Raw genomic sequence first — 12804 nt, 5'->3', positions numbered from 1 at the left:
GTGTGCGGCGGGTTCTACCGGCCGGAGCACGTGACGCGACGACAACACGCTCGCGACCCCGCGGCGTCGCGGAGCGACAGGGCGGGGCCGACGAGCGGCGTCGTGGAGGTCATGGTGTGACGGTAGTAATACCCGACCGTCCCGGTCTACTTAGTCCACGTGGTGGACAGGGCGTCCGTCAGGCGGGCGTGCCGTCGGCGAGCCAGGCCTCGAAGGCGTCGAAGGAGGAGGGCCGGCCGAGGAACGTCGCGACGAGGTCCGCGGCGTCGGCCGACCCGCCAGGAGCCAGGATGGCGTCGCGGTACCGCCGGCCGACCGTCGGGTCCATCAGGTCGTCGCCGAACGCCGTGCGCAGGTCCTTGGCGATGATCAGGCTCCAGAGATACGTGTAGTACGCCGACCCGTAGCCGTCGAGGTGCCCGAACCCGGCGTACTGGTGGGTGTCCGCGATCGGCGTGTACGGACCGAAGCGGGCGTCGATGTCCGCCGTGTACGCCGCCAGGTCGGCGGGCGGGTCGGCGTGCAGCCCGTAGGACAGGGCCGTGTAGTTGAGCTGGCGACGGGTCCAGGCGCCGCGCCCGAACGCGTCCGCGCGGCGCATCTTCTCGACCAGCTCCGCGGGGATGGGTTCCCCGGCCGCGTTCGTCGCGAAGGACCCGAGGACGCGTGCGTCCCAGCCCCACTCCTCGAGCAGCTGGCTGGGCGCCTCGACGAAGTCCCACTCCGTGGCGACGCCCGAGAACATCGCCCACGGCTGGTGACCGCCCAGCACCTCGTGCACCAGGTGACCCAGCTCGTGGAAGAACGTCAGCACGTCGTCGTGCTCCATGAGGCCCGTCGGGAAGTTGCACACCAGCGAGCCCTCGGGAAGCGAGCGGCCGGCGATGCCCGGCACCAGCGGGAACTGCGCGGCGTGGTTGAACTTCCCGGCCCGCGGGTGCATGTCGAGGTAGACCCGGCCGATCGCCCGCCCGTCGTCGGTGACGTCGTAGACCTCGACGTCCTCGTGCCAGGTGGGGGCGTCGACCCGCTCCAGCGAGATCCCGAACAGCCGCGAGACGACGTCCAGCACGCCCGGCTTCACCGTCTCGTACCGGAAGTACTCGCGGACCTCACGGGAGTCGACGTCGTACTTCTCGTTCTTGATGACCTGGTCGTAGTACAGGTTGTCGGCCGCGGTCACCGCGGTCGCGTCCGGCACGTCCTGGCGGTACCGCGCCAGCATGACCTCGACGTCCCGGGCCGCCGGCGCCGCCGTGAGCGCGTCCAGCTTGTCGACCAGGTCCGCGATCGCCTGGCCGGAGCCGATCATCTTGACCTCGGCGTCGTACGTCGGCCAGTCCGGGTAGCCCAGGAGGGTCGCCCGCTCGGCGCGCAGGCGGAGCAGCTCGGCGAGGATCGGCTCGTTGGCGGGCCAGCCGATGCGGTGGTGCTCGCTGGTCAGCGCCAGCCGGACCGACGGGTCCGTCGCGTAGGTGCGGACCGGCAGCAGGTCCGGGTACTCGGTGGTCAGCGTGACCAGCCCGTCCTCGCCCGCCGGGTGCTCGGTGCGGAAGTCCTCGGGCAGCCCGTCCAGCTGCTCGGGCCGGACCTGCACGCTGCGGACGCCGTCGCGGATGTTCCGCGAGAACTCCAGGCCGAGCTCGGTGCACCGCTGGGCGAGCGCCCGCAGGCGGTCGCGGTCCTCCTCGGACCTGTCGACGCCCGCGCGGCGGAAGTCGCGCAGCACGTGCTCGCGCAGCCGGGCGGCGCCCGGCTCCAGTCCGTCGGCGTCCGTCGCGGCCAGCACCTGCCACAGCGCGTGGTCGAGGCCGCGCTCGGTGACCAGGTCCTCCGCGGCCTGCGCCCGCTCCTCCGCGGCCGCCCGCAGGTCGGCGTCGGGGTGCACCTCGGACAGCAGGTGCGCGGCCGCGGAGCCGGTCGCGATCGCGACGTCCGCGTCGTTCCAGAGCCCGAGCACCTCCGGCGTCGAGCGCGGCGTGCCGTCCTTGAGCCGGGCCAGCAGCGCGCGGGCGTCGTCGAGCGACGCGTCCACGGTGGTGGCGAGGAAGTCCGGCCAGGCGGCGGCGTCGGTGGGGAAGGAGGTCGGCATGAGCCGACGATAACCGCAGCTCCCGCGACTCGTGCGAGCCCTTTGTGGCGAGGCGTCGGGCTGCAGCACCCACGACTCATAGGCTCGACGGGTGCAGACCCGGCTGGCGGACATCGCCCAACAGGCGCAGGTGAGCACCGCGACCGTCTCGCGGGTGCTCAACGGTCGGCCCGGCGTCTCCGGGTCCACGCGGCAGTCGGTCCTCGCCGCGCTCGACGTGCTCGGCTACGAGCGCCCCGCCTCCCTGACGACGAAGTCGGTGGGCCTCGTCGGCCTCGTGGTGCCGGAGCTGACCAACCCGGTCTTCCCGGCGTTCGTCGACGCCATCGAGCAGCACCTCACCGAGGAGCGGTTCACGCCGGTCCTCTGCACGCAGTCCCCCGGCGGGACGTCCGAGGACCGGTACGTCGAGGTGCTGCTGGACCACGCGGTGAACGGGATCGTGTTCGTCTCCGGCCTGCACGCCGACAAGCAGGCCAACCTCGGGCGCTACCAGCGGCTGCGCAACTCCGGCGTGCCGATCGTGCTGGTCAACGGGTACAACGACGAGATCGACGCCCCCTTCGTCTCCACCGACGACACCGCCGCGATCGACGCGTCCGTCGACCACCTCGTCGCGCTGGGCCACCGCCGCATCGGCCTCGCGATCGGGCCCGACCGGTTCGTTCCTACCCGCCGCAAGGTCGCCGCGTTCAGCGCCGCCCTCGCGCGGCACGGCCTGGACGACGGCGAGCTCCACGTGAGCTCGTCGCTGTACACCGCCGAGGGCGGGCAGGCCGCCGCCACCGACCTGCTCGACTCCCGGCACACCGCGATCATCTGCGGCTCCGACCTCATGGCCCTGGGCGCCATCCGTGCCGCGCGGTCCAACGGCCTGCGCGTGCCGGAGGACGTCTCCGTGCTCGGGTACGACGACTCCCCGCTCGTCGCGTTCGCCGACCCGCCCCTGACCACGATCCGCCAGCCCGTCGACGCCGTGTGCCGCGCGGCCGTGGACGCGCTGCTCGCGGAGATGCGCGGCGAGAAGCCGTCCCGCGTGGAGCAGCTGTTCGTGCCCGAGCTGGTGGTGCGCGGGTCGACGGCTCGGGCACCCGGTGTCTGAGCTCCTCGTCATCGGCGGGCGCTCGGGCGTCGGCAAGACGTCGGTGGGCAGCGCCGTGCACGCGCTGCTGCGGGACGCCGACGTGCAGCACGCACTCGTCGAGGGCGACACCCTGGACCAGGCGTGGCCGCCGCCGTGGGAGCACCGGCTGAGCATGCGCAACCTCGCGGCGATCTGGGCGAACTACCGCGAGCTCGGGTACCGGCGGCTGGTCTACACCAACACGGTGGCCGTGCTGGAGGCCGACGAGCTCGCGGCGGCGATGGGCGACGAGCCGCGGATCATGGGCGTCCTGCTCACCGCGTCCGACGACGTCGTCGGTGCCCGGCTGGCCGGCCGGGAGTCGGGCGACCAGCTCACCGCCCACCTCGAGCGGTCCGCCCGCGCCGCCCGTCGGCTGTCCGCGGACACCCCCGCGTGGATGCCGCGCGTCGACACCGACGGGCGGGACCCGGTCGAGGTCGCGCGCGAGATCCTCACGCTGGTGCCCTGGGGTGTGGGCGGCCGTCCCTAGGGTGGGTCGCATGCCGGAGCCGTTCCGCTCGCCCACCACGCCCGAGGCCCTCGACGACCTGCGTGCGCGCCTGCGCGCGACGCGCTGGCCGGAGTCGCCGCAGGACGCCGGGTGGTCGCAGGGCACCGACCTCGGCTACCTCCGGGACCTCGTCACGTACTGGGCCGACGAGTTCGACTGGCCCGCGCAGGAGGCGGCACTCTCCCGGCACCCGCGGTTCCACGTGCCGGTGGGCGACCACCGGATCCACGTCGTGCACGCCCGGGCGTCCGCCGCCGGGGCGCTGCCGCTGGTGCTGACGCACGGCTGGCCCGACTCCTTCTGGCGGTACAGCAAGGTGGTCTCGCTGCTGACCGAGCCGGAGGACCCGGCCGACGCGTTCGACGTCGTGGTCCCGGACATGCCGGGGTTCGGGTACTCCGAGGGTGCGCCGCTGGACGTCGTCGGCGTCGCCGGCCTCTGGGCAGGGCTGATGACCGAGCTCGGGTACGAGCGTTTCGGCGCCGCGGGCGGGGACATCGGCAGCGGCGTCAGCCGGTTCCTCGCGCTCGACCACCCGGACCGCGTCGTGGCGGTCCACCGCACGGACGGCGGCCTCCCCGTCTACACCGGCGACCCGGCGGACCTCGCACCCGAGGAGCGTGACTTCATCGCGGGCGCCCAGGCCTGGGGCGCCGGCGAGGGCGCGTACGCCGCGATGCACCGGACCAAGCCGATGACGGCCGCCGTCGGGCTCACCGACTCCCCGGCCGGGCTTGCGGCGTGGATCGTCGAGAAGCTGCACGCGTGGAGCGACGGCGGGGTGCACGCCTACACGCGGGACGAGGTCCTCACCAACCTCACGATCTACTGGCTCACCGGGACCATCGGCTCGTCCATGCGGATGTACCGCGCCAACTCCGCGGTCCCGCCGGAGCAGCACGCGCGCCGGGTCGAGGTGCCGTCCGGCTTCTCGCTGTTCCCGCACGACCTGGTCCGGCCGCCGCGCGCGTGGCTCGACCGCACCGCGAACACCGTCCGGGTCACGGAACCGCCGCGCGGAGGGCATTTCGCCGCGTTCGAGGAGCCCGAGCTGTACGCCCAGGAGCTGCGCGACTTCTTCCGCCCCTACCGGTCCTGAGCGCCGCCGGCGCGGCGGGCGAGCACCGTCCCGGCCGGAACGTCGCCGTCGGGATCGTCGAGCAGCGTCGTCTCGATCGCGAACCCCGCGTCGCGCAGCCAGCCCGCGACGCGCTCGACGGGCCGACGGTAGACGTCCACCCGCATCGGGTGCCCGCCGTACCCCTGCGTCTTGTGGGAGCGCTGGTCGCCCACGTGGAACCCGAGCATCGCGACGCCGCCGGGCCGCAGCACGCGGTGCAGCTCCGCGACCACCGTCGGGACCTCCTCGTCCGGGACGTGGATGAGCGAGAACCACACGAGCACCCCGCCGACCGACCCGTCCGGCAGGCCTAGCCCGGTCATGGACCCGACCTCGAACGACAGCCCGGGGTGGTCGCGCCGGGCGAGCCGCACCATCTCCGGGGAGAGGTCGATGCCGGAGACGTCCAGGCCGAGGTCACGCAGGCGGGCGGTGAGGTGCCCGGGCCCGCACCCGACGTCCACCACCGGACCACCGAGGGCACGGACACGCTCGGCGAAGAGTGCCAGCACCCCGCGCATGACCGGCAGGTCGTCGACCATCGCCGGCACCGTCCGCGCGTAGCTCTCGGCGACCGTGTCGTAGGACTCGCGGGTGTCCCCCAGCCAGCCGGTCACGGTTCCCTCAGGATCAGCTGCACGGTGACGGTGTCCCCGAGCTCGAGGGCCTCCGCCTTGCGCACCATGTCCTTGACCGGCACCAGGTACCGGCCGTCCTTGGGGAACAGCGACGTCTCCCACTCGGTGTCGCCGATGGTGACCAGCACCGGGATCACGCCCCACCCGTAGGTGACCTCCGCGGACACCGCCTTGATCTCGGCGCTCTCCTGCGGTGGCACCGGGACGTAGTGGAAGGGCGACGGCCCACGCCAGTAGATGATCTCGCCGCTGAACTGAAACTCCATCCTGGTCATGATGCCGCCCGCCGCTGACATACGTCTTGACTTATATAAGTGTCGGATGAAATAAAGGTCTTGTGCACGCCTTCGACGTCCTCGGTGACCCGGTCCGCCGGCGCCTGCTCGAGCTGCTCGCCGACGGCGAGCGGTCGGCCGGCGACCTGACGGAGACGGTGCGCGCCGAGTTCGGGATCAGCCAGCCCGCGGTGTCGCAGCACCTGCGGGTGCTGCGCGACCACGGGTTCGCGTCGGTCCGGCCCGACGGTGCCCGTCGGCTCTACTCCGTCGACGCCGACGCGCGACCGCTCCACGAGGTCGACGACTGGCTGCAGGCGTTCCGACGCGCCTGGACACCGAGGCTCGCCGCGCTCGACACCGAGATCGCCCGCGGGCGCCGCGCCCGCCGAACCGAGGAGACACCATGACCGACCACCCCGTGCGCACCGACGGCCAGCTCGACGCGGTGAGCCGCGCCGTGACCGCCAGCCGCGACGGCGACACCGTGGACACCGTGGCGACGATCAGCCAGTCCTACGGCACCGACGCGGACGACCTGTGGGACGCGTGCACCACGGGCGAGCGGCTGGCCCGCTGGTTCGGCCCGGTCAGCGGCGACCTGCGCCTCGGCGGCGAGTACCAGATCGAGGGCAACGCCCACGGCACGATCACGTCGTGCACGCCCCCACGGACGTTCACCGTGACCTGGGAGATGTACGGCCCGCCGACGATCCTCACCGTCACGGTCGAGCCCGAGGGCGGCGACCGCGCGCGGCTCACGCTGGAGCACAGCGGGTCGCTCGACGCGGGGCTCTGGGACCAGTTCGGCCCCGGCGCGGTCGGCATCGGCTGGGACCTGGGCCTGGTCGGCCTCGCGCACCACCTGGCCACGGGGAGCGACACCCCAGCCGAGGCGACCGGATGGAGCGGCACGGAGAGCGGCCAGGAGTTCCTGCGGGACAGCAGCCGGCGATGGGCCGACGCGGCGGTCGCAGCCGGCACCCCCGAGGCCGCCGCCCGCGCCGCGCAGGAGCGGACGACGGCGATGTTCCTCGGGGGCTGACCCGGTCAGTGCCAGTCGGAGATCTGGACGTCGGCCGGCGCGGGTGCACCCGTGCCGGTCTCGACCAGCTGCTTGAGGCTCATCAGGAACGTCGCCCACTTGGTGCTGCAGTGGGACATGAACTCGACGCGCTCCTTCCAGCCCTCGTGCGCGAACAGCACGATCACGTAGTCGCCCTCCTGCTTGAGCTCCCACCGCACGGTGGTGCCGATCCACTCGGGCGGCCCGTCGACGACCTCCCACAGCACGCTGACGCCCGGCTCCTGCTCAAGCACGACCATCTCGATGTCGCCCGGCCCGAACCGGAACTCCAGCAGGCCGCCGACCCCGGCGTCCCCGGTGGTGTCGGCCGTCCACCAGCCGGCCAGGCCGTCGACGGTCGCCACGGCCGCGTACACGTCGTCCAGGGTTGCCCCCTGCACGCCGACCCGATGAATGATGTCCACCATCTCGCTCTCCTGTCCTTTGCGTCCCTACTTCTTCTGACTGCGTTCGATCGCCTCCGCGATCCGCTTGATGCGCTGCAGGCGGGCGTCCCAGGCCGCGCCGACGTCGGCGAGCTGCGCGACCGCGCGCGCCAGCTGCGCCTCGTCCACCCGGTACCGGCGCTCGCGTCCCGCGGGGCTGACGTGCACCAGGCCGACGCGGTCCAGCACCGCGAGGTGCTTGGCCACGGCCTGCCGGGTCACCGGGAGGCTGTCGCTGAGCGTCGTCGCCGTGCCCGCCCCGTCCGTCAGCAGCAGGTCGAGCATCCGCCGCCGCGTCGGGTCGCCGATGGCCGACCAGAGATCGTCGTCGACGGCGACGCTCATGGCGCCGACACCAGCCCAGCCGCGTACTGCGCGATCGCGGGCACGAACCGGTCCCAGCCCTCCACGTGCTCGGCGTAGGCCGCCTCGAGCGTCGCGACCTCCCAGCCCTTCTCGCGGTAGCCGGTCTCGGTCATCCTGAGCAGCGTCCCCGCACCCGACGGGACCAGCTCGAACGTGACCAGCAGCGACGGGCCCTCCGTCCCCTCGTCGAAGATCCAGCGGAACGAGAACAGCCGGGGCGGGTCGGCGTCGATGACGGTCAGCGGCTCCACGTGGTCGCCCCACCCGACCTGGGCCGACGCCCCCGGGGTCGGCGACAGGTCCGTCTCCGCACCGTTCCACCACTCCCGGATGTGCTCCGGGCTGCTGATCACCTCGAAGACGACCTCCGGTGACGCGTCGACGTGGATCTCGCGCTCGATGCTCCCGAACTCCATGAGCTTCCCTCTTTCTGCAACGATCGGTTGCACGTCACGCTACGCGGGTCGCCGAAGTTGCGCAACCATCAGTTGCACCTCGTCGCCGAACCCGACAGGGAGGTCGTGAAGGAGTCGGTTCACGGCGCCCCTGTCGGGTTCGGCGCACGGCGTCGCCAAGCCGCCCGGTGGCACACTCGGCCGGTGATCGCGACGCTCCCCGACCAGCGGCCCGCCCGGGTGCGGCTCGAGTGGGGGCTGACCGGGGCGCTCCACCTGCTCGGTCCCGACGGGTCGGCGAGTCTCGTGGTCGTCGTCGACGTCCTGTCGTTCTCCACCGCCGTGACCGTGGCGTGCGACCAGGGCGTCGTCGTCCACCCCTACCCGCACCGCGACCCGGCAGCCGCGGACGCGCTGGCGGCGCGGCTGGGCGCCTCGTTGGCCCAGCCCCGTGGCGACGGCCGTCTGAGCCTCTCGCCGGCATCGCTGCTGGACCTGCGCGGAGGTCGGCTCGTCCTCCCGTCACCGAACGGCGCCACCATCGCGCACGGTCTGGCCAGCACCGGTGCGACGGTCGTCGCCGGCTGCCTGCGCAACGCCACCGCGGTCGCGCGTTCCGCCGCCGAGCACCTGGCCGAGGATCCGCAGCACGACGTCGTCCTCGTCCCCGCCGGCGAGCGGTGGCCCGACGGGAGCCTGCGTCCGTGCCTCGAGGACCTGCTCGGCGCGGGCGCGATCGCCGCGGCGCTCCGCGACGACCACCTCTCCGTCGAGGCCAGGGCCGCTGCCCAGCTCTGGCGAGCGACCCTCGATCCCCCAGCGACGATCCAGGAGTCCACGAGCGGCCGGGAGCTCACTGCCTCCGGCTGGTCGGACGACGTGACGATCGCCGTCGACCTCGACGCCACGGACACCGTCGCCCGGCTGCTCGACGACGGCACCGGACCCGCGTTCAGGGCCGACCGACGGTTCCGGTGACGGCGGTCGGCAGCGGACCTCGCGACCGCGTGCCACAACGTCGCCGGCCGACGACGGATCGACGAGTGCCGCGAGGGGACCTCGTCGCGCCGGCTCGCGACCGACCAAGACTCGAGCGATGCGACCAGGTGTGCGCGCGGCGCTCAGGGCTTTCTCGTCAGCGGCGACGGGCCACCAGGCTGGTGACGATCGGGGCCAGCAGCGCGACCGCGGCGGCGGCGAACGCGGCCGTCGCGACCGTCTCGTCGACCAGCGGACCGTTGGTGCGACCGAGGCCGATCCAGCCGAGGCCCCAGGCCATGGCCAGGCCGATCGGGACGATCACCGACGGACGCGTGCGGCCGAAGACCGCGTACGCGACGGACAGTGCGGCGCCGGCGGCCAGCACGACCACCGACCAACCGGTCGCGCCGAGGCCCAGCTCGCCGACGTCGGCGACGGTGAGGAAGGCGGCGATGTTGGCGAGCGACGCGACGCTGACCCAGCCGAGGTACAGGCCCATGGTCGTGTCGGTGATGAGCGACGTCGCGATCCCGGTGTGCGCGATCCGGACGAGCTTGACGAAGATCGTCGCCAGCACCGCCAGCAGGGTCAGGATCACCACGACGCTGCCGCCGACCGATCCGGCCTGCACGACCCCGATCCACAGGGCGTTGAGCAGCATCGACGCCAGCACCCACCACGACACGGCACGCAGCCGCGGGTCGGCGCCCTGGCGGGGCAGCGCCTGGACGACGGCGAAGACGCCGAGCCCGAGGTAGATCAGCGACCAGATGGAGAAGGCGGGGGTGTCCGGGGCGAGGGGGGTGGCGGTCGCGGACAGGGCTCCATCGGCGGCGTCGGCGATGGGCTGGCCGCCGAACGCCCCGGAGCCGACGGCGGCACCACCGATGGCGACGATCGCACCGACGAGGACGGTGACCTGGCGGACCCGGTCGCGGGTCGTGGCGGGTGCGTGGCTGGCGAGTGCGGTCTCCATCCCGCCATCGTGCCAACACTCAGCATGCTGAGCATCTTGAGCGGCAAACCCGTTGCCTGAGCGGGGAGGCTGGTCCCTGATGACGACGACGCGCATGCACGCCGACGAGCTCGACCTCCCGGTCGACCTCGTCCGCTCCCTCCTGGCCGACCAGCTGCCGCAGTGGGCGGACCTGCCCGTGCGGCGGGTGCCGTCGAGCGGCACCGACAACGCGATGTTCCGGCTCGGCGACGACCTGGTGGTCCGGATGCCCCGCATCCACTGGGCCGGCGACACGGTGGACCACGAGGTGCGGTGGCTGCCGCGGCTGGGCGGGTTGCTGCCGGTGACCATCCCGCGGGTCGCCGCCGTCGGCACCCCCGCACACGGCTACCCGTGGACGTGGTCGGTGCTGACGTGGGTGCCGGGGAGCAACCCGGTCCTCGGCGCCCTGCGGGAGCCGGAGGTGCTCGCGCGGGACCTCGCGGTGCTGGTCCGTGCGATCCGCGCGCTGCCGCTGGCCGACGGCCGGGTCAAGCCCGGCCGCCTGGTCGACCGTGACGAGCAGGTGCGTCGCGACATCGTGGCGGTGTCCGACGAGATCGACGCGGACGCGGTCACCGCCGCCTGGGAGCACGCGCTCGCGACGGCCGAGTGGGACGGCCGGCGCACCTGGGTGCACGGCGACATCGCGCCCGGCAACCTGCTGCTCACCGACGACCGGCTCACCGGCCTGATCGACTTCGCGGGCATCGGCACGGGCGACCCGACGCTGGACCTCGGGGTCGCCTGGAACCTCCTGCCGCCGCCGGCCCGCGCGGTGCTGCGGGAGGACCTGGACGTCGAGGACACCACCTGGACCCGCGCCCGGGCGCGTGCACTGGCGCAGGCGCTGGTCCAGCTGCCCTACTACCGCGACACCAACCCGGTGCTGGCGGCGAACGCCCGGCACGTGATCCGCGAGGTGACCGCCGAGGTCAGCTGACGGCGACGCGCCCCGGCAGCTCCACGCCGATGCGCAGCGCCTCGACCAGGTCTCGGTAGAGCGCGTCGGACCCCAGCAGCTCCTCGTGCGTCCCGCGGGCCCGCACCCGGCCGTCCTCCATGACGAGGATCGTGTCGGCGTCGAGGACCGTGGACAGCCGGTGCGCGACCGTGACGACGGCTCCGCGCGCGGCGAGGTCCCGGATGCAGTCGTGGATCGCCGACTCGGTCAGGCCGTCCACCTGGGCGGTCGCCTCGTCGAGGAGCAGGACCTCGGGCGCCTTGAGGATCGCGCGGGCGAGAGCGATGCGCTGGCGCTGGCCGCCGGAGACGGACGTCGAGGTGAGCGACGTGTCCAGACCCTCGGGGAGCGCGTCGAACGCCCCGTCGAGCCGGACGGCGGTCAGCACCCGGTCGAGCTCCTCGTCGGTCGCGTCGGGGGCGCTGAACAGCAGGTTGTCGCGGATCGAGCCGGGCACGATCGGCGTCTCCTGCTCGACGTAGGCGAACCGCTCGCGGAGCCGGTCGTGCCCGATCTCGGAGAACGGGCGCCCGTCGAGCAGGAGCTGCCCCGACTGCGGTTCGAGGAAGCGCAGCAGCAGCGAGAACACGGTCGTCTTGCCCGCTCCGGACGGGCCGACGAGCGCGGTGTGACCCCGTCGCGGCACGACGAAGGAGATGTCCCGGACCGCGGGCTCGGCGTCGGGGCCGTACGCCGCGGTGACGTTCCGCAGCTCGACGACGGGCGTCGAGTCGTCCACGACGACGTCCGGGACGGACCCGGAGGCCACGGGCTGCTCGCTGTCCATCTCCGTGACCTCGCGGATGCGCGCGGCCGCAGCGATGCCCGACTGCAGCTGCGTGAAGGCCTGGGTCAGCTCGGTGATCGGGCCGACGATGTTGAACGCGTAGAGCAGGAACGCCACCAGGCTGGACACCGCGAGCAGGTCCTGCGACACCCGCCACGCGCCGAGCCCGAGGATGACCACGATCGCGAGCTGGATGCCGCCCCAGGAGATGGTCCAGGCGACCGCGGTGGTGCGCACCGCGCGCACGGAGTGGTCCTTGGCGTCGCGCGCGTCGGCGAGGATCCGTTCGCCCTGACGCTCCTCGGCCCGGCTCGACTTCACCGTCCGGACCGCGCGCAGCGTGCCCTCCAGCGTGCCGCCGAGCCGGCCGACGGACTCCTGCGCGGCCTCCTGCGCCTTCGCGATGCCCGGCAGCAGCAGCGCCATGAGGACGCTGACGACGATGATCGCGGCGATGGTCGTCCCGAGAAGCACGAGGTCGAGGACCGCCATGAGGATCAGGGTGCCGACGAGGGCGACGACGCCGTTGACCAGGCTGACGAGGCTGGACGACGCGGCCTCGCGCAGCAGCAGGGTGTCCGACGTGGTCCGGGTGACCAGCTCGCCGACGGGCCGACGTGTCACGGCCGGCACGGTCGCGCGAAGGAACTTGCGGACCAGCGACTCCCGCGCGTCGAGCACGATGCGCTCGGCCACGGTGCCCATGAGGATCCACTGCGCGAGCCCGACGGCGGACCCGACCACCAGGAGCCCGAGCAGCAGCGCGATGGGTGCGGCCAGGCTGAGCCCCTCGGAGAGGGAGTCGAGCACCCACTTGGTCACCATCGGCGTCGCGAGGCCCATCGCCGTCGCCACGAGGCTCAGACCCAGCCCGAGCAGGAGGGTCCGGCGGTGCGGCCGGGCGAAGCCGATGAGGATGCGGAGCTTCTCGCCGCGCGGCGCCTGGTCGGCGGCGGGTGCTGGGTCGGTCTCGGTCGGAGTGTCCGTCGTCGTCGCCGTCATCGAGCCAGTGGAACACTCGTGTGCCATATCGGTCAACA

15 protein-coding genes are annotated in these 12804 nt (G+C 73.1%); 7 read left to right on the top strand and 8 right to left on the bottom strand.

The genetic code is table 11. The features are described 5' to 3' along the window. Nucleotides 1-178 precede the first annotated feature (178 nt). On the bottom strand, nucleotides 179-2092 hold the full coding sequence (locus CXY01_RS11770; RefSeq protein ID WP_146927630.1) for a M3 family metallopeptidase: 1914 nt from the start codon (nucleotides 2090-2092) through the stop codon (nucleotides 179-181). A 91-nt stretch (nucleotides 2093-2183) separates the two neighbouring features. On the opposite strand from CXY01_RS11770, the gene CXY01_RS11765 reads away from it, so the two are divergent. Genes CXY01_RS11765 through CXY01_RS11755 form a run of 3 tightly spaced genes read left to right on the top strand, consistent with a single transcriptional unit; the run spans nucleotide 2184 to nucleotide 4828 of the window. After that, a complete protein-coding gene (locus tag CXY01_RS11765; RefSeq protein WP_146927629.1) occupies nucleotides 2184-3194 on the top strand; it encodes a LacI family DNA-binding transcriptional regulator in 1011 nt (336 codons plus the stop codon). Beyond that, nucleotides 3187-3708, top strand: a complete 522-nt coding sequence (locus CXY01_RS11760) for a nucleoside/nucleotide kinase family protein (protein ID WP_146927628.1) — start codon at nucleotides 3187-3189, stop codon at nucleotides 3706-3708. The genes CXY01_RS11765 and CXY01_RS11760 overlap by 8 nt, the downstream gene beginning before the upstream one ends. A gap of 10 nt (nucleotides 3709-3718) precedes the next feature. Beyond that, nucleotides 3719-4828: an epoxide hydrolase family protein gene (locus CXY01_RS11755; RefSeq protein ID WP_146927627.1), complete on the top strand. Its 1110-nt coding sequence runs from the start codon at nucleotides 3719-3721 to the stop codon at nucleotides 4826-4828. Here CXY01_RS11755 and CXY01_RS11750 read toward each other — a convergent pair. After that, the gene (locus tag CXY01_RS11750) at nucleotides 4816-5466 is read right to left on the bottom strand and encodes a class I SAM-dependent methyltransferase (RefSeq protein ID WP_222594543.1); all 651 of its coding nucleotides are present in this window, start codon (nucleotides 5464-5466) and stop codon (nucleotides 4816-4818) included. The two genes, CXY01_RS11755 and CXY01_RS11750, sit on opposite strands and share 13 nt — an antisense overlap. Then, nucleotides 5463-5753: a DUF1905 domain-containing protein gene (locus CXY01_RS11745; protein WP_146927626.1), complete on the bottom strand. Its 291-nt coding sequence runs from the start codon at nucleotides 5751-5753 to the stop codon at nucleotides 5463-5465. Before CXY01_RS11745 ends, CXY01_RS11750 begins: the two co-directional genes overlap by 4 nt. Before the next feature lie 71 nt (nucleotides 5754-5824). Between CXY01_RS11745 and CXY01_RS11740 the strand changes: the two genes are divergently transcribed. Together CXY01_RS11740 and CXY01_RS11735 are read left to right on the top strand one after the other, a co-directional pair. Then, nucleotides 5825-6172, top strand: coding sequence for an ArsR/SmtB family transcription factor (locus CXY01_RS11740; protein ID WP_146927625.1), 348 nt, complete (start codon nucleotides 5825-5827; stop codon nucleotides 6170-6172). Continuing rightward, nucleotides 6169-6807 carry an SRPBCC family protein gene (locus CXY01_RS11735; RefSeq protein WP_146927624.1) on the top strand — a complete coding sequence of 213 codons (639 nt, stop codon included), beginning with the start codon at nucleotides 6169-6171 and terminating at the stop codon, nucleotides 6805-6807. The genes CXY01_RS11740 and CXY01_RS11735 overlap by 4 nt, the downstream gene beginning before the upstream one ends. A gap of 5 nt (nucleotides 6808-6812) precedes the next feature. On the opposite strand, the gene CXY01_RS11730 is transcribed toward CXY01_RS11735, so the two are convergent. Genes CXY01_RS11730 through CXY01_RS11720 form a run of 3 tightly spaced genes read right to left on the bottom strand, consistent with a single transcriptional unit; the run spans nucleotide 6813 to nucleotide 8056 of the window. Then, entirely contained in the window at nucleotides 6813-7256 is a 444-nt protein-coding gene (locus CXY01_RS11730) for an SRPBCC family protein (RefSeq protein ID WP_146927623.1), read from the bottom strand. Nucleotides 7257-7280: 24 nt separating this feature from the next. After that, nucleotides 7281-7619 (bottom strand): ArsR/SmtB family transcription factor, encoded by a 339-nt coding sequence (locus CXY01_RS11725; RefSeq protein WP_146927622.1) that lies wholly within the window; start codon nucleotides 7617-7619, stop codon nucleotides 7281-7283. Continuing rightward, entirely contained in the window at nucleotides 7616-8056 is a 441-nt protein-coding gene (locus CXY01_RS11720) for an SRPBCC domain-containing protein (protein WP_146927621.1), read from the bottom strand. Before CXY01_RS11720 ends, CXY01_RS11725 begins: the two co-directional genes overlap by 4 nt. Nucleotides 8057-8239: 183 nt before the next feature. Between CXY01_RS11720 and CXY01_RS11715 the strand changes: the two genes are divergently transcribed. Then, complete coding sequence (locus tag CXY01_RS11715) at nucleotides 8240-9013, top strand: 2-phosphosulfolactate phosphatase (protein ID WP_222594542.1); 774 nt, start codon at nucleotides 8240-8242, stop codon at nucleotides 9011-9013. A 157-nt stretch (nucleotides 9014-9170) separates the two neighbouring features. Here the strand turns inward: CXY01_RS11715 and CXY01_RS11710 are convergent, their stop codons facing one another. After that, on the bottom strand, nucleotides 9171-9992 hold the full coding sequence (locus CXY01_RS11710; protein WP_146927620.1) for a TspO-related membrane protein: 822 nt from the start codon (nucleotides 9990-9992) through the stop codon (nucleotides 9171-9173). 79 nt (nucleotides 9993-10071) lie between these two features. Here CXY01_RS11710 and CXY01_RS11705 point away from each other — a divergent pair, with 79 nt between their 5' ends. Then, on the top strand, nucleotides 10072-10956 hold the full coding sequence (locus CXY01_RS11705; RefSeq protein WP_146927619.1) for an aminoglycoside phosphotransferase family protein: 885 nt from the start codon (nucleotides 10072-10074) through the stop codon (nucleotides 10954-10956). Here CXY01_RS11705 and CXY01_RS11700 read toward each other — a convergent pair. After that, nucleotides 10949-12766, bottom strand: coding sequence for an ABC transporter ATP-binding protein (locus CXY01_RS11700; protein ID WP_146927618.1), 1818 nt, complete (start codon nucleotides 12764-12766; stop codon nucleotides 10949-10951). The two genes, CXY01_RS11705 and CXY01_RS11700, sit on opposite strands and share 8 nt — an antisense overlap. Nucleotides 12767-12804 lie beyond the last annotated feature (38 nt).

Origin of the sequence: Cellulomonas xylanilytica, from assembly GCF_007989805.1 — a bacterium.
Lineage (GTDB): Bacteria > Actinomycetota > Actinomycetes > Actinomycetales > Cellulomonadaceae > Cellulomonas > Cellulomonas xylanilytica.
This window is presented reverse-complemented; position numbering and strand designations above follow the sequence as displayed.